At 54.7% G+C, this 18,691-nt stretch carries 20 protein-coding genes; 7 read left to right on the plus strand and 13 right to left on the minus strand.

Annotation, left to right across the window (positions count from 1 at the left end):
- Nucleotides 1–17: 17 nt before the first annotated feature.
- Together AMS69_RS21005 and AMS69_RS01470 are read right to left on the minus strand one after the other, a co-directional pair.
- Nucleotides 18–143, minus strand: coding sequence for a hypothetical protein (locus AMS69_RS21005; RefSeq protein WP_274377996.1), 126 nt, complete (start codon nucleotides 141–143; stop codon nucleotides 18–20).
- A 130-nt stretch (nucleotides 144–273) separates the two neighbouring features.
- Complete coding sequence (locus tag AMS69_RS01470; protein WP_053966328.1) at nucleotides 274–807, minus strand: inorganic diphosphatase; 534 nt, start codon at nucleotides 805–807, stop codon at nucleotides 274–276.
- Nucleotides 808–1,104: 297 nt separating this feature from the next.
- On the opposite strand from AMS69_RS01470, the gene AMS69_RS01475 reads away from it, so the two are divergent.
- Nucleotides 1,105–1,464, plus strand: coding sequence for a PadR family transcriptional regulator (locus AMS69_RS01475; protein WP_004518536.1), 360 nt, complete (start codon nucleotides 1,105–1,107; stop codon nucleotides 1,462–1,464).
- Between the two features lie 84 nt (nucleotides 1,465–1,548).
- Here the strand turns inward: AMS69_RS01475 and AMS69_RS01480 are convergent, their stop codons facing one another.
- From AMS69_RS01480 to AMS69_RS01490, 3 genes are read right to left on the minus strand one after another with little or no spacing between them, the layout of a single operon-like run.
- A complete protein-coding gene (locus AMS69_RS01480; protein WP_053966329.1) occupies nucleotides 1,549–2,103 on the minus strand; it encodes a DUF7108 family protein in 555 nt (184 codons plus the stop codon).
- Nucleotides 2,096–2,692 (minus strand): ribonuclease HI, encoded by a 597-nt coding sequence (rnhA, locus tag AMS69_RS01485; protein ID WP_053966330.1) that lies wholly within the window; start codon nucleotides 2,690–2,692, stop codon nucleotides 2,096–2,098. The genes AMS69_RS01480 and rnhA overlap by 8 nt, the downstream gene beginning before the upstream one ends.
- Before the next feature lie 47 nt (nucleotides 2,693–2,739).
- A complete protein-coding gene (locus tag AMS69_RS01490) occupies nucleotides 2,740–3,135 on the minus strand; it encodes a hypothetical protein (protein WP_053966331.1) in 396 nt (131 codons plus the stop codon).
- Nucleotides 3,136–3,235: 100 nt separating this feature from the next.
- Here AMS69_RS01490 and nreA point away from each other — a divergent pair, with 100 nt between their 5' ends.
- Nucleotides 3,236–4,522, plus strand: coding sequence for a DNA repair protein NreA (gene nreA, locus AMS69_RS01495; RefSeq protein ID WP_053966332.1), 1,287 nt, complete (start codon nucleotides 3,236–3,238; stop codon nucleotides 4,520–4,522).
- An 85-nt stretch (nucleotides 4,523–4,607) separates the two neighbouring features.
- On the opposite strand, the gene AMS69_RS21235 is transcribed toward nreA, so the two are convergent.
- The gene (locus tag AMS69_RS21235) at nucleotides 4,608–4,769 is read right to left on the minus strand and encodes a DUF7560 family zinc ribbon protein (protein WP_420870610.1); all 162 of its coding nucleotides are present in this window, start codon (nucleotides 4,767–4,769) and stop codon (nucleotides 4,608–4,610) included.
- A gap of 190 nt (nucleotides 4,770–4,959) precedes the next feature.
- Here AMS69_RS21235 and AMS69_RS01500 point away from each other — a divergent pair, with 190 nt between their 5' ends.
- Nucleotides 4,960–5,388, plus strand: a complete 429-nt coding sequence (locus AMS69_RS01500; RefSeq protein ID WP_053966333.1) for an arsenate-mycothiol transferase ArsC — start codon at nucleotides 4,960–4,962, stop codon at nucleotides 5,386–5,388.
- 137 nt (nucleotides 5,389–5,525) lie between these two features.
- Here the strand turns inward: AMS69_RS01500 and AMS69_RS01505 are convergent, their stop codons facing one another.
- The 4 genes from AMS69_RS01505 to AMS69_RS01515 all read right to left on the minus strand — a co-directional run bounded on the left by AMS69_RS01505 (nucleotide 5,526) and on the right by AMS69_RS01515 (nucleotide 8,171).
- Entirely contained in the window at nucleotides 5,526–6,383 is an 858-nt protein-coding gene (locus tag AMS69_RS01505; RefSeq protein WP_053966334.1) for a hypothetical protein, read from the minus strand.
- Between the two features lie 194 nt (nucleotides 6,384–6,577).
- Entirely contained in the window at nucleotides 6,578–7,612 is a 1,035-nt protein-coding gene (locus AMS69_RS01510) for a tyrosine-type recombinase/integrase (protein ID WP_053966335.1), read from the minus strand.
- A complete protein-coding gene (locus tag AMS69_RS21010; protein WP_255410815.1) occupies nucleotides 7,609–7,743 on the minus strand; it encodes a zinc ribbon domain-containing protein in 135 nt (44 codons plus the stop codon). The genes AMS69_RS01510 and AMS69_RS21010 overlap by 4 nt, the downstream gene beginning before the upstream one ends.
- Nucleotides 7,740–8,171, minus strand: coding sequence for a hypothetical protein (locus tag AMS69_RS01515; RefSeq protein WP_053966336.1), 432 nt, complete (start codon nucleotides 8,169–8,171; stop codon nucleotides 7,740–7,742). Before AMS69_RS01515 ends, AMS69_RS21010 begins: the two co-directional genes overlap by 4 nt.
- Nucleotides 8,172–8,385: 214 nt before the next feature.
- On the opposite strand from AMS69_RS01515, the gene AMS69_RS01520 reads away from it, so the two are divergent.
- On the plus strand, nucleotides 8,386–8,832 hold the full coding sequence (locus tag AMS69_RS01520; protein ID WP_053966337.1) for a hypothetical protein: 447 nt from the start codon (nucleotides 8,386–8,388) through the stop codon (nucleotides 8,830–8,832).
- A 140-nt stretch (nucleotides 8,833–8,972) separates the two neighbouring features.
- Nucleotides 8,973–9,659, plus strand: coding sequence for a hypothetical protein (locus tag AMS69_RS20055; RefSeq protein WP_155119928.1), 687 nt, complete (start codon nucleotides 8,973–8,975; stop codon nucleotides 9,657–9,659).
- Here the strand turns inward: AMS69_RS20055 and AMS69_RS01525 are convergent.
- Both AMS69_RS01525 and AMS69_RS01530 read right to left on the minus strand, forming a co-directional pair.
- Complete coding sequence (locus AMS69_RS01525; RefSeq protein ID WP_053966338.1) at nucleotides 9,648–11,504, minus strand: hypothetical protein; 1,857 nt, start codon at nucleotides 11,502–11,504, stop codon at nucleotides 9,648–9,650. The two genes, AMS69_RS20055 and AMS69_RS01525, sit on opposite strands and share 12 nt — an antisense overlap.
- Before the next feature lie 422 nt (nucleotides 11,505–11,926).
- Nucleotides 11,927–12,199: a hypothetical protein gene (locus AMS69_RS01530; protein WP_155119929.1), complete on the minus strand. Its 273-nt coding sequence runs from the start codon at nucleotides 12,197–12,199 to the stop codon at nucleotides 11,927–11,929.
- Nucleotides 12,200–12,491: 292 nt separating this feature from the next.
- Between AMS69_RS01530 and AMS69_RS19535 the strand changes: the two genes are divergently transcribed.
- Nucleotides 12,492–13,502, plus strand: a complete 1,011-nt coding sequence (locus AMS69_RS19535) for a tyrosine-type recombinase/integrase (RefSeq protein WP_077067743.1) — start codon at nucleotides 12,492–12,494, stop codon at nucleotides 13,500–13,502.
- A gap of 464 nt (nucleotides 13,503–13,966) precedes the next feature.
- The gene (locus AMS69_RS20060; protein ID WP_155119930.1) at nucleotides 13,967–16,951 is read left to right on the plus strand and encodes a hypothetical protein; all 2,985 of its coding nucleotides are present in this window, start codon (nucleotides 13,967–13,969) and stop codon (nucleotides 16,949–16,951) included.
- A gap of 174 nt (nucleotides 16,952–17,125) precedes the next feature.
- On the opposite strand, the gene AMS69_RS19540 is transcribed toward AMS69_RS20060, so the two are convergent.
- A complete protein-coding gene (locus AMS69_RS19540) occupies nucleotides 17,126–18,490 on the minus strand; it encodes an AlbA family DNA-binding domain-containing protein (RefSeq protein WP_077067744.1) in 1,365 nt (454 codons plus the stop codon).
- Nucleotides 18,491–18,691: the final 201 nt, after the last annotated feature.

The following is an 18,691-nucleotide window of genomic DNA, read 5'->3' on the forward strand; positions in this document are numbered from 1 at the left end:
TCGCCACAGCAAAGTGGTCAGGGCGACTGGTCCGCGTTCTCTGGAACCACAGTTAGATGTGCGATTCCAGGTGTCGACCGTCGCTCGACTCGCGGAACGACAGTCGTGTGGTCCAGCGCCGTGTCGGTGTCGTCAGTAGCCATACACGTACCTATACTGTGCACACGGGCAAAAAATTACCCATGCTCATACATAATCGGAGATGCCTGCCGGTATTACCCCTGGAAATACACTGCCAGTGGAACGAAACCGCGAAAGGTAGTCCCGGAGACGTCAGTTGAACTCTTCGTCGTACAGTTCCTGCGCGTGGATAATAGCGTCCTTTGCGGCTTCTTTGTCCTCCCAGCCCAGGGTTTCAACTTCCTTACCTTCTTCGAGGTTCTTGTAGGTCGCGAAGAACTCGTCGATCTCGTCGAGAGTCTGCTGTGGGATATCGTCGAGGTCTTCAATGTGGTCGTAGCGCGGGTCCTCTGTCGGGACTGCGATGACCTTGTCATCCTGCTCGCCGTCGTCGTCCATCTTCATCATGGCAACGGGGCGGGCCTCGATGACACAGCCGGGGAACGTCTGGTCTTCGACAAGCACGAGCACGTCGAACGGATCCTCGTCGTCGTAGTACGACTGCGGGATGAACCCGTAATCAGACGGGTAGTGAACGTTCGAGTGAAGGACGCGGTCGAGGACGACACCGGGGATGTCCTTCTCGTATTCGTACTTGTTACGCTCGCCTTTCAGGCACTCAACGACGGCGTAGATTTCTTCGGGTGGGTTCGGTCCAGTTTCGAGGTCTTCCCAGAGGTTCGTCATCACCCGCGACTGCGCGACGCCGTCAAAAAATCCTTTCGTAATAGCCGTAGCTGTTCGGTATTATGCGCTATATAACCCAATAATATCTAACTACAGATATATTCTTAGATTACACTTACCGCCTGTAAACGACAATCTGAAAGCAAATTAATCGGAAAAGCTATTCTGTCGAGAGTGCATAATATAAGTTACACAACACTATGGTACCTGCTAGTTGTATGGTGGTTAATGCCCCACAGCAGGCGTTGTGCGCCGGAGTTAACAAGTGTTAAATAGCTTGCTGACATTTACCCAACTATGTCAGAGGCACAAACAGTTACTGACAGTCCGGGCATCGCAAAAGAGCTTACTGCTTTTCAGCAGAATATCCTGGTAATACTCGCTGAAGAGCCGCGGTATGGTCTCGCTATCAAGCGCGAACTCGAAGAATACTACGACGACGAAGTCAACCACGGTCGCCTGTACCCGAACCTCGACGACCTCGTCGAGATGGGTCTCGTCGAAAAGAGCGAACTCGACAAGCGAACGAACCAGTACTCCCTGACAGAGTCAGGCAAGGACGCAGTCCTCGACCAGCTCGGATGGGTGTTCGGAAAGTTCATCTCCGATGACGGTCGAGCCGACGAACTCCGTGATCTGATCGCGGCACAGCAGTAGACTCGCACCTGGGCACCTGCGAACTACTGTTAATCAACTCTTAACGCAGAACAGATACTGATTACCGGCGGGCGTACCGACCAGTTACGCATCGGGAACGCGGCCACCGGCTTCTTCCACAGTGAGACGGATCGACTGCTCGAGCACCGACTGTTGTTCCGCAGTTGGCCACGCATTTCGTCGGACGTACTCGTCCCGAAACTCCTGGATTTCGTCCGGCGTTGCCTCGGAGATCGGTTTCGCGTAGTGGTTGCCCATGAAGTCTGCGAGTAGCTCCGCGTTCGCGCCGTGTGTCTCACCGTGTGCGTCGGTCACAGCTTCTACGACGGCCCGGTTTGCAGCGTCGATCTCCGCCCACTCGTCCGGGTCGCCGGGACCTGAAAGCCGTATTTCGACGCCGCGGTCGATGTCGTCGACCCGCTCCGGACGGATGACGCCGTCCTCGACCCATTCAACGGGATGGCAGACGAGCACGTCACCCGTCTCGTCGTTCCTGATACGGGCAGTGTAGTCGTACCCGGCGAGGATGTCGTCGCGTTCGGTCCTGTAGGCGTCGGCCTCGGCATCGTCGACCGCCTCGCGAGCGAGTCTGGTCAGCCGTTCGGCCTGTTCAGCCACGTCTGTCGGCAGGTCAGTCATCGTCAAGTGCGTCATTCGCTAGTTCGTCCGCCCGGTCGTTTATTTCCCGTGGAACGTGCTCTATCTGCCAGTCGTCAAAGTCGGTCAGCAGTTCACGCACGCGAACACGGTTTTCGCGCAGTTCTGGGTCGTTCGTATCCCACTCACCACGGACCTGTTTGACGATAAGCTCAGAATCGCCTCGGATGTGGACATCGTCGAACCCGTACTCACGTGCGACTTCGACCGCGCGGATGAGCGCTTTGTATTCCGCTTGGTTATTGGTCGCTGTTCCGATCGTCTCCCCACCCTCCGTGACGATCCCGCTGTCGTCGACCAGCACGTAGCCGACCGAGGCCGGGCCCGGATTACCACGCGATGCACCATCAAAGTACGCATGGACGCGCCCGCCATCATTGCCGCGCAGCAGGGCCTCAAGTTGTGCGGTCCCCTCACCTTGCACGACGACTTTGCCGTCATAGGCGACCGCCGTCGCGCCGGCGTATTCGACGCGCCAGCGCTCGTGGTCGGTGTTTCCCTGTTGGATGTCGAGTCCCGCATCCGACAGTCGCTCGCGGGCCGTCGTCTCGTCACATTCGATAACCGGCATTGTCCGAGGGTGGCTGACCCGTCGATATAGACGTTGTGATCGGTCTCTCAGTTCCCGGCTTTGCTTCTGATACGTTCGGCACCGGTCTGTCGGCCCTCTTCACCGCCCAAGAACCGACCCAAGACACCGACCAGCCCGCCGACGGTGACAACGGCTCCGGCAGCAAACATTATCGACAGGATGGGGTCGACAGGCTCGATGAGAATGGGTGAGAGAAACAGGACGATGCCGGACAGAATGGCTATCGCCGCTGCGGTTGGGCTCACCTGTTTCCCCGACGAAACGCGGTACGTGGAATGGGCGAGCGTGAGAGCCGCGAGTTCCCCGACAAGGAGGTTGACCAGTGCCTGCTGGTACGCGACCGGAATAAGCGCCGAGACGAATACGACACCCATGCTGACCAGCGTTGCGCCGAGCAGGACCCACTTCGTTGTATTTACCATGATTTATATCACCTGTTGTTACTCAACCCAACCCTGTAAGAGTTGCTCTCCCACGGACCGCCGGAAAGGTTCTTATCGGGGAGGGCCGAAGGCGTGACAGATGCAACTCGACGAGTTCATCGAGGGGTTCGAAGAAGACGAAGCCGCACAGCGGCGGCGGCTCGCGGCGGAGAAGTCCTACGCTATCACGGACCACCTCGAAGACGTCGAGCAACAGTTCGAGGCCGCAGTGCAGGGCGATTCGCTGTTTGGGTCGACGGCCCCGGAGATATTCGTCGGACGCTCCGGATACCCCAACGTTTCCACGGGCCTGCTCTCCCCGGTCGACACCGACGCCGCCGCTGCCGGGTTCGCGACCAGCGGCGACTGGTATCAGGAGGGACTGGGCATCGAGGACGTGCTCCAGCGCCGGACCGGGATGGTCAACTCCACACAGACGGCGTCGGTGGATTCGGTTAGCTCCGGTAGCGGGCGTGGTGGCGGCGTCCACGACGTCTGGAACGGCTTCGTCGGCGTCCAGCGAGAGGTCGCCATCGCAGACCATCCCGTCGACGTGGAGGTCGGACTCGACGGCACGCCAGAACTGGACGTGGAGTTCGACGACGTGGGCACGCCGACGGGGCCGCGAGCACACGCGACGGGGGCCGACCTGGCCGAGAACCCCCACGTCCCCCGGCCCGTCGAGAAGACGCTGTCCGACGACGACTGGCGCGCCGAGGGCGCGATGGCGTACCTGTACCGCCGGGGGTTCGACGTGTACGACATCAACACCATCCTCTCGGCGGGCGCGCTCGGGCAGGCCAGCGAACGGTCGCTGGTGCCGACGCGATGGTCGATTACGGCGGTCGACGACACGGTCGGCCAGTACGTCCGCGGGACGCTCCGCAACGCCAACACTATCGACAAGCCGGAGCTGTGGTACAACGAGTACATGGGGAACCGCTACTGGGTCGTGCTTGCGCCCGGCCGCTGGGAGTTCGAACTCGTCGAAATGAAAGCGCCCCAGAGCGTCTGGAACCCACGGCCCGAAACTGGCTACTACATGTCGAGTGCCCACGAGGGCTACGAGGGGCGGACCGCCTACGTCGAGGAGACCGCCGGAGCGTACTACGCGGCACGGCTCGGCGTCCTCGAACACCTCCAGGAACGTGACCGACAGGCGAAGTGCCTGGTGTTGCGGGAGATAACCGACGACTACTGGGCACCGGTCGGCGTCTGGCAGGTGCGCGAGGGCGTCCGCAATGCCTTCGACGGGGACCCCGGGACCGCCCAGTCCTTCCGGGAGACGCTGACGGCTATCGCTGAGCAACTCCCCGTCAGTCTCGGGCAGTTACGGCGAAAATCCGAACTCGTCGCCGGGCTTCAGTCGCAGTTAAGCGATTTCTGACGGGGACTCGGGTCTGTCAGCGCGGCCACTCGATTCCCGCTCTCAGTATTCGGTCCTCGATAGCCCGTTGTGTCAGCGGCAGGACTCAGAGACTCCCGGTGTCGCGTGGGGAGACCTCAACGAACGCCGGGGTGTCAACCGCTCCAGCACACACTGGGCAGCCAACAACCAACAGGCGCTCCCGAACGCCGCCGTCGACCGTTGCACACGCATCACAGTTCGGGCACGTGAAGCGGTACTCCGGCATGTATTCAGCCACGGACTGGGATAGCTGAAGGAACTGCCCCCTCAATGTGGAGGGACTATACGTACACAGGGCGGACTACTCGGGGGTCGGCTCGCAAACCGCTGGTGCCAAACGGTGACGCGGCTCGGATATATAGCCCACAATAGCGGTCTTAGGAAGGGTTATGTCGGTGGCTCGGAACGGTTACCCGATGACTGAGACGCCCCTGAAGCTCGGGTTCGTTTGCGTCCAGAACGCTGGCCGCAGCCAGATGTCCGCAGCGTTCGCCGAGCGAGAACGTACCCGTCGCGGCCTCGAAGAGAGAGTCGAAATCCTGACCGGCGGCACAGACCCTGCGGACGAAGTGCATCCGGAGGTCATCGAGGCAATGGCCGACCTCGACATCGACCTATCTGACCGGGTCCCGCAAGCGGTTTCGAACGACGAACTCAACAGTTGCACCGTCGTTGCGACAATGGGGTGTTCGACGCTCGATCTCGACGCTGACGTCGCAGTTCGCGATTGGGCGCTAGAGGACCCACACGGGCAGTCAATCGAGCAGGTTCGAGAAATCCGAGATGAAATCGAGGGGCGTGTTGCTGACCTGTTCGACGAATTCACCGACGAACGCACCGATTGAAGCGATGTACACACCGAACACACTTCGCTCTGTCCGCTCGCGTGTGCGGTGGATTTCGATGGTCCGTATAACCGACACCTGATGGAGATGCCGAACTTCGGGTGGCCCGACGCAGCGGCTCAGTCCGTGGCCGCTGACTACCACTCGACGTACGTGAGATACTCGACCTGTTCGTAGGCCAGAAGCCACGTCCCGTAGCTATCTGAAACCTCGATCCCATCGTGTTCCCGGATGCGGTCAGTGACCGCCCGGAAGGCCTCGTCGTCCTGAAAGTACCCGCCGTCGATGGCTTCCTCGACGACTTCTCGCTCGGCTTCAGAAAGGCCAGTGAGCCTGAACAGGTATCTGTCTCTGAGCTGGTCAGCGAACGAGTCAACACCCGACGCAACTTCCGCCGCCTCGTACCGGTATTCGGTCTCTGTCGTCGTTCGCGTGCTAACCATCACCCGGTATCGGTCGCCGTCATGGACGATAATATCGTACTGTTGTTCTGGAACGAACACCGAACTGTCGCCCACTTCCTCGGCGGTACCATACCCGACACCCACGTCGTATCCGTCCCCGCTGGGCGGGTTGTCGTCTGAAATAATCGGGTCAAGACGCTGTCGGTCCACCTCCGGTAGCTCCTCGTAATCGACCGTGCCGATGTCAGCCGTCGAATCGCCTGGGTCGAAATCGAGTCGTACCTCGTACACGGTCGCTTCGTTGCTTTCGAGCGGCGTCTCAGAAACCTCGTAGAAAGCATCGTCAATCCGGACAGTATCGGTCCGGTCGAACAGTTCGTGTCGGCCCCGGCGCGTTGCAGAGCCGTTTTCGATGGCCGCCGAGACGACCGTATATTCCGCTGATTCGGGATTGGGCGACATCGAAACTTCATCAGCGATGTCGGCCGCCGTCGCGTCGTCCATGTCCAGTACAACAGCGGGGTGACCGCAGCCGGCGACAGCGACCGAGAGGAGGGCTGTTCCACTTGCGAGGAACTGGCGTCGTCGCATATAGCCACTGACAAACAACCAGAAGGAAAGCTTTCTGTGTCGTTTACCCTGACTGCTGAGCGAGTGATCGTCGGTATGCCGGCGGATTGCCGCCAGCCAGAACTGTGCGGGCGATAGTTCGAGACGAGAACAGTGGGCCAACGCGGTCTGAGCAATCGGGCCTTGCGGTCGGGTTCGGTAGTCGGTAATCATCGTTAGATTTCCTCCGGCAGGTGGTCGCGGCGTCGACGCATCCGCTGGCGCTTCGACGCTTTGTCGTAGTGCTTTTCGAGAATCTTCTCGCTCACGTCACCGCGGTCACTGACGACCTCGCGCGGCGTCCCAGCATCGCGGTGGGCCGTGATCGAACCGGTCCGAACTGCGTGTGGTGACACCGATGACGGGCAACCGCTCGCGCGGTCGTGCGTGTTGAACTCACAGGTTTCCGGGTCGTAATCGTGCGGGCAGGGTTCACCGATGACGCAGGGACGAGTCAGCCGGTACACCCAGTTCTGGAACGTCGTTACTGACGGTCGACCGAACTCGGTAGTCACCAACGGAGATCGCCCGTGGTCGTCGGTCACGTCGTGGCGGTTCGGGCTGTCGATGTAGTCCTCGATCACCGCCGCGACGTGCGCCGAAAGCGATACGTCACGCTCACCACCGTCACCGTTCTTCAGCGGTGTGCCTGTATCCGGTCGATGCCGGAAACAGAGCGCACGCTCGTCGGCGTCGAAGTCTTCCTGGTCGAGCGCACGGACGCCACCACGTCGGGCCGAGGTCCGCCACATCAGCAGCAGCGTGACGTGTTCTGCCGAAGCGTATCGGTACTCTCTCAGGTAGTCCAGAATCGCGTTTGCGCGTCCGGAATCGAGTTGCGTATCGTCCGAGCCGTCACCGTTCACGTTCGGGAGCCGTATCCGCTCTGGCAGGGATTCAGGCACGGCGTCGATGTCGACGAGGTGATCGAGGAACCGGCGGACGGTCGACACCTGTCCCTGCATGGTCACGTCGTTGCAGGTGTCGTCGTCGCCGTTGTCCTCTCGCTTGTAGACGCGGTACGCATGGACCGTTCGGAGGTCCACGTCGTTCATGTTCTGGATGCCCTCGTCTTGCAGCCAGTCGATGAACGACCGGAGCCGCGACTCGTGGCTTCGCATCGTCGTGTCGCGGAGGTCGTAGCGCCGCGCGTCGAGGTAGTACGTCAGCGCCGCCTCGGGCGTGATCGGGTCGAGGTCGTCGTCGCTCATTGTTCACCTCGCTCGAAGGTGAACGCGAGCGACAGCGGCTCACCGTGGTTTCCGCACGCCGGACAGACGCGAACCGGCTCGAACGTCACGTTCGAGCAGGCTTCGCAGACGTACAGTCGGTCGTCGCTCATAGCGCACCGTCCTCAACGAGAGTGCGGGCCGCCTGATTCGCGGTGAGGGCCGTCGGACCACCATCGGACGGGTAGCCGTAGGGACTGCGTCCCATGGCTTCCAGAATCGCATTGACACTGGGAACGTCGTCACCGGATACGCTTCGCTGTGCATCGATAGCAGCTGCAACAGCCTGAGAAGCGAGACGAAACTCGGCGCTGTCACCGGGCCGCTGCAGTTCTGTGACGCCCATCATCCGGTCGCAGTTCGGACAGGGCGTCTTTCGCTGCCGGGTAGCAGCGTCAGCACGGTTGTTACACTCCTTCGAGTGTCCGCAATCCGGACAGTGGACGCGGTAGACCGTGTACGAGCTACCAGCGGTCTTTTCACTCCGTGCGTCGTTTCTTGCCGTGCGGGACTCCACTCCCGCGCTGGTTTCGGTTTCCATCGTTTCACCGGAGCCACCTCGGGGCCGTGTTCCAGCACGGCCCTTCGTTACTTCCCGGCCAGAGTCATCAACGACCAACTGGGCGGCTCCATCTTAGCCATCTTCTGGTTACCACTTAATTGTTTTCACTAATTCGTGAACACGTATTCGGTGCTACCACTACTTGCGGTCTATTTCGTGTACATCTTTTATATGAGGCCTATGAAGCCGTACTATGGACGAGAACGGCGACGATTGGGACTGGCTTACCGACATGGACTTCGAGATCTTGGAAGTCATGCGCTTCGAGCTGATACTCTCGCCGTCGATCATCGCGGAGAACATCGGTCGGTCACGGGAGGGTGTTTCTAACCGTCTCAACTCTATGCAAGCAGGCGGACTGATTGAAAAACTTGATCGAGGAAAGTACCGTATCACGGACGATGGACTGAGGGTGTGGAAACAGGCTGACGGCTCACAGTACGAAAAACGTCGACTCGAAGTCACGGAACGGAAGCAAATCCACCGTGAACTCGGTGTGTCGTTGGAGGAATACCACGAAGAAGTTCAAAAGGAATACGAGAAGATCCAGCAGAGCAACCAGAACAGCGATATGGACGATGATCTTCTCGAACTTGCTTTTGAGCGCGCAAGAGAACGGTTACAGGAAGAACACGAATAATTCGCTCTCTCATCAGGGACTCGTTTGACGGTCGTTGCTCAGCTCCGAATTTTTGGATATACTCTGTTCGTTGTTAAATATTAGTAGTGATGTCGGGTAGATACTTATACAGAGACAAAATATTATATATTAATTCAATCATGCCATCAGGATACACATTAATTCCTGTGCTTCAAACACCAAGTGTTGATCCAGGTGGAACAGCCGTCATAGATCTATATATATCAGGGACAGGAGAAGTAGAAAATAGTAAATTGGTGATGATTTGGGGGAACAGGGAACTAAGCGCTGAACACCCCGGTAGTCTCAAAATCGGTTATGATGTCTCCGAAACTGAAGATGGTGGCGCAGAAGTTAATTTCGTGGAGGAAGGCGAATTACCGGATGGGAATGAACATGATATCGACGAGATCGGCGCCGTTGTAAAACTTCCTTCATGGATGTTCACTACAGTTCCTCAAAACTTTACAGAAAGTCATGACGTATTTGACAACAATATTATGTCTGAAGGTCCAGAAAGTTATGAACAAGTACTAACAGAAGTCGGTGCACATTACCCACCATTCAGATTAGAAATGAATATCAGTGGTGATGCGAAGCCTGGTGATTATACGATTACGTCAGTTCTGGCGTATAATAGCGGTGTTATGAATCAGCCATATTATGACCGTCGTGAATCTGAGCTGCATGTCAATAACCGTCGAGAGAGGTGGGAGCCGGTCCCGACACTCATTGCGATTGGTGGCGGAACGGCAGCCGTTCTAAGTTTGATTTCACAGACGGGGTTTTTTAATTGGCTCTACTGTTTTCTAGTATCAATTTTTTGATTTTGAATGCCATGCATAAATTATCGGAGGATCTTTTTCGCGGTTAACAACAGGTAAGCTATCAGAATAAGTTACATAATCTTCAGCAGTTTCGATATTATACGCAGTATTGGCTAATTCGCTACTGGGGAGGTCCCAGTACGTATACGCACCGATGTAGTCCACAATACACCTGAACGTAGCCTCTTCAGGCAGCGTTGAACGCACCTGCGGCTGTTCCACATCGGAAATCGCCCGCTCTACGGCAGCGTCGAGATCGTCGAGGTCGTCCCACTGCCGACGCGCCAGGTTGTCGCGTATCTCGCTCTCACTCGCTGCTTGTACTGAGTCGAGCGAACACCAGCGGACGGCTTCGCGCACGTCCGGGTCTTGCAGGTGGTCGTTCGGGTCAATTCCTTCCGTAATTGGCTTCGAGCAGGACCAGAAGCGCCGGTTTGTCGCCCAGTACAACGCGAGCTTCCACGTCGCTGCTTTGTCCGCGTACGTCTCTCGTTCGTCGCCGCCCTGCTCGAAGGACTCCGTAGCGTCGAGCAGTGAACCGAACGTCGCGCTCAGGTACTTCCCGAGATACGCGCCAGCTGTCGACTCCTTTTCGTGACCGTCGTCGCCGAACTCGATCAACTCGTGCGACCGGGTCCGTTCGCGCACCCAGTCTTCTCCGTGATCGTGGTCGCCGAACCGATACCAGTCGACGAAGCCCTCGTCGCTCTGGAACTCCGGTTCCAGGTCATCAAGGTCGTCGCGGTACGTCAGTGGGTATACGTCGACGATCTCTCCTTGCCCGTAGTCGGCCCATTTCGCGGCTACTTCGGACTTGTCACACAGCCACGGCAGTCCGTCTTTCTCGCGTGTCGGCACGTCGAAAAACAGCACGTGCAGGTGCGGGTATCCTTTCTCGGTAAACTCCAGCGCCTTGATGTAGTCTGGTCGGTCACGCGGTCGCCCGGTCACCTCGCTATCGAGATTGGGACGCCAGCCGGGAACGGCCGGGTCGCGGGTATCGGCTTTCGTCGATGGGTCCGAATCGAAATACGACAACAGCCGGTTGAGGTTCTCGTTTATCGAATCTATCCCGTCGAGCAGCGAGTCTTGGCGCTTCGGGTCTGTCGTCAGCGTCACCAGCACGGCGTTCTCAGCATTCTCGTAGCCGTATTCCAGCGCATCATTGAATCGGGCAAACTGCTTGGAGACACGACCTTGATCGTTGAACCGGGTTTTGTAGTCCTTCGTCATCCGCTGTGTGGACTCACCGCCACGGCGATCTACGAAGTGGACATCAAACAGCAGCTTGTAATCCTTGATGCGGTTCAGGTAGGATGTAAAACCGTCCTTCAGTAACTCGCGCAAGTCATCGTCTACAGAATCGACACGAGAGAGGTAATTACGCAGAAACTCGCGGTCGTACGTTACACCCTCTGTCTGGGTTGTTTGAGTAATGCCTTCTGTAATCAAGTCAAGAAGCCGCAGTGTCGGGGTCACGAAAAGAACGCCTGACGACCGGGATTTCCGCACGTACGGGTCGTCATCGGCTACGAGGTCGTCGATGAAGCGGTATGCAAACTGGTAATCCGGGTCCGAACCGTCGACGCGCTCGCACGTCTCCGGCGAGACTCCTTTCACAGCGTACGAAACAACATGAGACAGCGGCGTACCTTCCGGATGCGCCGCAATGAACTTCGCAATGCGTACGCGGTCTTCATCACGTTCGGTCAGTGTTCCGTGGAGCAACTGGCCGTGACCGAGGAGGTCGCGCTCTTCCAAGAGGTCTGCTAAGACGGGAGTGTTACATCTATCAGCGAGGTCGAGGCCGCCCAGGTGTCCCGGCGGCTCCACGCGGCTCGTCATGCGTGGGACCCCGCACAGGCAGAAACGGCATTGGTCGGACAGGTGAACGCGGTAACGATTCCCCTCACCCGCCGGGTTCGGGGGAAACGCTCGGGCTTCCGGGTCGACCCGCAAGGGGCCGCTGCCGGCTGGTCGAGCAGGTGCGGGCCGCGATTGGCGCTCGCGGCCCGGTCCGGGCTGCTCGCTCCGCTGCGCTGCCGGGCGTACCAGCTCTCCCGCGCCCTCGCTTTCGGTGGACTGTGGAGGCTGGCAGACACGCACGGCTGCGAGGTCGAGTCAACCCCCGCAAGGGGGGTTTCCTCTCCCGGAACGCGAACCTGTGGGGTCGGGCCGCCAACACACTGGGTTGGTCGGACGGTGGGTCGGCTACCTACGGCGGGTACTCCCCTGTCCTCTCCTCGGCACATCGTTGGACAGAGGAGTTACCGGCCACGCGCGGGATCGTCGGCACTGTGCCGGTCGAGCGTCGGAACCGCGTAGCAGTGGCGACACTCCCGCGCTCGTGCGTAGTCCGAGTCGATCTTGTTGATGCAGTTGTCTTGGCAGATGCAGCACCGGTACGCGGTGTACTCGGACCAGTCGATAGAACCGGGAATCTCCGGCTTGTGTTCCTGCGGCAGGTTCTCACGACCGGAGCCACGTTTCGACGGACTCGGAACCGGTGGCGATGTCTCTCGGAACTCTGAGTCGGTCACCGGAACCACCTCGTGAGAACAGCCTGAGCCGCAGTAAACGCCAGACGGCGGCAGGGTCCGCAAGGTTCGCTTGCGAGTTGACAAATACTTCCTTCAACGGCACTTTTCAATTCCGCCGAAATCGACGAATTACGGCGCTGTAGCTCCGGTTCTGGTAAAGCCAAGAACGGGGAGAACTCAGTATGGGCCAACGCGGATTTGAACCGCGAACCAGACCCGCAGACAGCGACAGCATCCACAGCAAAAATTACCGCTACCACTCACTATCATCGAACTGCGCGGGAGTGTTCCAATGTCTGAAATCGATGGGATACTTCCCGACGATGCATTGAAAATGTATCTGGATGAACGCCGCAGAGAAGTGAGCGAAGCAACCCTCGACTCTCACAAATACCGTCTCAACCACTTCGTCCAATGGATGAAAGAAACACCCGACATCGAAGAAACAGACGACCTTACTGGACGCAAACTCCACGAGTTCAAAATGTGGAGACGGAAAGGCGGTGAACTGAACAATGTCAGTATGCATACGCAACTGTCGACACTGCGTGTGTTCATCCAATTCCTCGAACGGATTGATGCGGTCCACTCTAACCTGCATGAGTCCATCGACATCCCATCCCTCAACGGTGATGACCAACGGTCCTCATTAGTGGCAAAAGAACGTGCAGACGCCATTGAGTCCTACTTAGAACGGTACGAATACGCAGCGATGAACCACGTCATATTCCGAATACTGTGGCGCACGGGAATGCGTATTGGAACAATGGTATCCCTTGATGTGAGTGACTACAATCGAACAGAACGGAAGTTGCACGTCCGACACCGTGAAGAGACGCCGTTGAAGAAGCAAGAGGACGGTGAGCGTATCATTGCCCTTAACGCTCATACGTGTGCTATACTCGATGATTGGATAGACGACGTACGACCTAATGTAACGGACGAGCATGGTCGTGAGCCGCTTGTTTGTACTGAAACAGCCCGTGCTTCCACGTCGACGTTACGACGGCACGTGTACCGACTCACACAGCCCTGCTTGCATAGTGAGTGTCCACACGACACTAATCCCGACGACTGTGAGACATCGGGCTATACGAACAAGCCAAGTGGGTGTCCATCGATTCGACCACCCCATGATATTCGTCGTGGCGCGATTACTCACTTCCTCTCACAGAACGATATTCCTGTAGAAGCTATCCGTGATAGGAGTGATGTGAGTGAAGGTGTGTTGGAAGACCACTACGATGTTCGCTCAGAAGACGAGAAGGCAGAGCAACGGAGAGAACACTTCTCAGATGAATGATTGATTGACTGTCACATAGCATCTATTCAATATTTTTGGACCGTACAAAGAACGACTTAGCCACAGGTAGGTGGATAGTGGGGCGGCTTGCTAACATCAAAAGCACAGCGGTTGCTAAGTTTGGAACTGCAGAAGTGGTGAAAAAAGGGGACAACTACATATGTTAATAGTATGTTGCTGTCCGCTTTCTGAGAACATGATGGATGGAACGGTCCACGGGTTTTTCGACAGTGGTCCAATCACGTGATTGCTGGCTGATTCAGCCGCCCTTTCGCGACACCTGTGTCCCAGTGTAGAAGGATTATACGTCTTCCCGACTACCAGTGATTACACTCGGTGACCTACGACAAAAAAGGATGAACCGTCGTAGTATCGGACTGTTGTAGTTCACTCCTGATACTGCGGTCAGGTTTCATCCTTGACCATCGTCGTAGCGAAAAACCAATACCGAGGTCTTGACAGCCATGAGCATACACAAACAGCACCAGCCACAGCGACAGCGCCAAAGTGATAATCAAGACCTGCACCGACGATGTGTGAGATTTGCAGTCAGTGCCCACAAGTTTCTGTACCCGTCAGAGGATGTGGGCATCCACTATATCAGTGGTGAGGAAATCGTTAATCAGGCAGTTGCCAACGGATATGAGCAATCTCATTTCGAGACGTATCTTACCAAAGTCGACGTAGATGCAGTCAACAAGGAAATTGGACCGACCAAGGATATTGGTGTCCAAGCCACTGTGCAGAACACTACACGTGAAGAACGAGCTGCAGAACTTCGTCGGTTTGGTATTGCGTTTGAGCGTGATATCAAGCTTGTTCCAACAAAAGAGAAGAAACCACTGTACGCTACGAAGGGTACTTCCATAGACGAGGTTATCGAGGATGAAGATTTCTACGATATAGACGATGCTGCGAGGTTGTTGTGTGATGGAACATTCGACGGATTCTATCTCGTGTGTGGACGTGAGGAGTTCAATACTGAGGGTATCGTACTGCTTGATTATGATAACGTTTCACGATACGGTGGTGACGATCTTGACGACACACTCCGTATCCGTTCAGGTTCAGGAGAAGGATTCCACGACTACTTCATAGGCGAATTTCAGCGAGGAGCACGCGGTCTGGATACTGACTTTCATGTTCAGAATCAAGGTGGTGTGGTCCCTGGTTCGGACCACTCATCGGGGGGTATCTACACTGTTGAGCAGTCTCGTCCCATTGCACGTCTAAAACGCTCACAGTTACCCGAAGAACTTCGTCCAGCCACGGGCGATACCAGTGACCAAGACGTAAGTCCATCCAAGTCTTCTGACGAAAATCTTCCTGCATCAGTCATAGAAAACGGTCAGTTTACGAATGAGGTTGGTATCTCGCTATCAACCATTCGTGAACGAGATTCTGATGTTGATGACCTCCTTTCGAATCTTGAGCCTACTTCCGTTACTGTGGGTACACCACAAGGTGCATCCAGTCCAACCCCGTCAGAATATGATGCGAAACTCGCTGGTAAACTGAAATTCCATCGGTTCACCGACACAGATACAGAGAGGATCATCGAAGAGTACCGCAGGCCTTCAGAACGCGGTCATGGCAGCAAGTACGTTTCACGAACGGTCAGGGAATGCCCAGTATCTGATATCGCGGATTACAGTGATTGGTTCGTCCACGATTTACCTCCAAAGGCAACTCACAGCGATGGTGGAAAGAACGAACAAATAGATGAGTTCCGTAACCGTGTAACCAATCGATTAGTTGAGGCGTATGATTCAGAGGAAGACGTGCTCATTGAAGCACTACCCAGCCTGGGCAAATCATACGGAACAGTCATGGCTGCTGCACAATCCGAGGAACCAATCACGGTGTTGACAGCGCGACACGAGCTGTATGACCAATTCCGTGAGTGGTGCGACGAGTTTGACCTCACTGTTGAGCGCATCCCCTCATTCACCCATGACTGTCCGACATATGATGGAGAGCACGGTGACGAGTGGCAGGACAAGGTGAACAGCGCGTACCAATCGGGAGTGAGCGCATCGAGGATACATAAGAGTGATCTACAATTGTTTGATCAACGGCTACCTTGTCAAGCAGGCGATGAGCCGTGTCAGTTCAAACGGAAGTGGGATGACCTCAATGATGACGCTGACGTTCTTGTCGGCCACTATCGGCACGCCTACGCTCCAAAGAGTGTCAGTGACCGAACCGTCGTGATAGATGAATATGACTTGGAGGCATGGACGACTGAATTCACTGCCGACAGCGTGCACTCAATCGTCTCAGCATATCTTGATGGCAATAGTATTCCTGAGAGAGAGCTGTTCAATGCCGAAACGTTGGATGACCTTATGGAAATTCGTGGCGACTACACGGGTCTACTGCCATCAAATGTCGGCAGTAAGGACGACTTCAACCAAGTTGTCGAATCAAATGGGCACACCGACGGCGATCTCATCGTAGAGACGATACTGACTGCAGAGCGGATGGGTAATGGGTTTGAACGTGCACATCTTGGGACGGTTGATGGAAATGATCTTGTCGGAGTACGTAATCGGGAAAATGGTTCTGTGACGTTGTTGAAACGGCCCGAGCTTGACGAAACAAATGGTATCATCTGTCTTGATGGTACGCCTATTCCCGAACTATGGGAGCTTGCACTTGGTCGGGAGATAGATCATTGGCAGGCACTTTCGAAAACTGAGCGAACGACACTGTTGGATCAGCACGGCTACAATATTATTCAGCTCAATGACTCATACAAGCCATACAGTTCGGGTCAGTGGGTCACTCCACCACACGACCGTACACTGATGGAACTAATATCGGCATATGAAGATCAACAAGTCTCGGTCATTTCATCCGATAGTGCTTTGCATATTTATGAGGAAAGCGAGATGCTTGAAAACATCTCTAATACAGAGCACTTTGGCAATTTCGTAGGGTCAAATGAGTTCGAAGATGTGGCTGTTGGCTCGATTTTCGGTTCACCATCGAGATCCGATGGGTATGTGAAACGTATTGGGGCGTTAGCTAATGAAACTGTGACTGCTAACCGTGAGGACACTGATGGACGAAACAAATCCGTCGACTACGGCGAGTTTGGTAACAAGGTCGTGAAACAATATCGGGAGATGGGTGTGTTCCAAGCCATCATGCGGTTTGGTCGCAACGACGGTGTTGAGCCAAACGTCTACGTGAACACGTCATCAATCCCTGATTGGGTTCCAACAATTCGGCCCAAAGTTGCTGACCTATCGAGTTCTGCCATCAAGGTGTACGCAACGTTGGTTAACGCCGATGGCGGGCTGACCGCAACTGAAATCTGCGAGCAAACAGATATGTCTGAGAGACAGGAGCGACGGAGTCGTAGGACTCTCATCAACAACGAGCTTGTCCAATCTGAGTCTCATCCCGAAGATGGTAGGAAGACTATCTACTACGTCAATTAATCCTAGTCGTGACTTGCTTATTCTCGACCCCATTAATTTCGTCTAATCAAAATTTCGAATAGATTGATATCAAATTCACATGACAAAATAATGACAGTAATCAAATATTTCTCATGGCCATCGAATATCTGTTGAATACCTGTAGATACACTGAGAGTGTGATGGGGTAATAGCCTACCAGTTTATTTCATATTCTATGTTATGTATGGTCATTGGGATTGTATCTGCAAATTCGCTGATTTCAGTGATCAGGAATCTAACGGTATCATACTCTTTGGGTGATGATCGAGGATGGTGATCACGCATTCGGGCAGGAATTAGTTGATAGTCACAGATCCCGCCTGTGGTGCTTAGTTCCATTAGTTGAGTGAGTTCCTCGTCTCGGTTATGGAATGGGTTTCGACAGACCGCACCTGAGATCCACTCTTCGTCCCCGATTTCGTGGTGTGATTCAACAAGATCAATTGTGTCTGCAGGAATATTGGATGGTTCGGGATACCCGACTTTTTCAATGTCAATAGATTTCGCATTGTCGAAATATACTCCACTCTTTTCAGTGAATTCGTCTATAGGTTGCGTATTAATCGGTATTCCATCGAGTAACAATTCTATTGATAATCTTCGGCACTTTTCAGAATTTGTGTATCTCTCAACGTGCATTATCACGGTCGTATTAGGATACACATAGCTCAGTTCCCCCACGAAAATCGCTTGTTCAGTCTTGTAGGCCTGAAATTCTACATCAGGTGGGATAGTTGAATAACGGTAGTCTTGATTACTCACTGCACTGAGAAAGTTTTCATACCCTTTACCAAACCAAGCTCCACCCTGCTGATGAATCGTGAAGTGATTAGAATCTGTATCGATCTCGAATTCTTCAAAGAATGTAGATAATATATCAATAGCTGAGTTCAACTTTATGCCAGTAAGTCGAACCGACGTTTGATACGGGTCTGTAGGCCAGTAAACCTTCGAGAAAGTACATGCCTCAGCTATATGCCCGTCATCGATGTTAGTGAAATATACCGAAGGTTGATTTGGAAAGTCAACATCGATAGAATCTTTTGATTCAGTATTTTCAGCAGTATTTATATTACTTGATTCTTCAGGCTGTGTGTTATTTAGTCTTTCAGCGATTTCTCGCCCATGTAGATAAGTTGTTGTTGAGCCTTGTCTTGTAGGGTATACTGGGATTTGATCTTGCTCATAACTGTGTAGACCATTGCTCTCATCAACAGAGAACGAAATAATCCGCTTTCCCTCATACTCATGCTCAGTCATATCGAACGATATTCGAGGTTCCACGAGTTGCGCTATTACTTGGTTGATTGACTCTTCTACCTGGGATGGATTCTCTACATTTTGTACATCAACAATTTCTCCATCATCCTCGGTGATTCCAAGTACCAGAATCCCACCACCTGAATTCGTTAGAGCAACCAACTCTTCTGCGAGATCGCTACTCTCGGCTCTTGCATCTTTGTATTCAAGAGCCTCGTTTTCATTTGCACTATTTTTTACATATTTCAAGGGGTCCATAGTGTATCTAATCTTTTCAGAAGCAGGTTCAAATATTGAGGGGACAATTATGAGATGAAGACACCTACGACCTTGTGAGGGAGTTTATCGAAGGTGAGTCAATCGAAAGTTCGGCAAGTAACCAACCATCTTCAGATAAGACTGATGAACAAACATCGGGTTCGCAGATAGTCGATATTCAGGACAGTGACGGAGTTGATC

It is taken from the genome of Haloarcula rubripromontorii (genome assembly GCF_001280425.1).
GTDB classification, from domain to species: Archaea; Halobacteriota; Halobacteria; order Halobacteriales; family Haloarculaceae; genus Haloarcula; species Haloarcula rubripromontorii.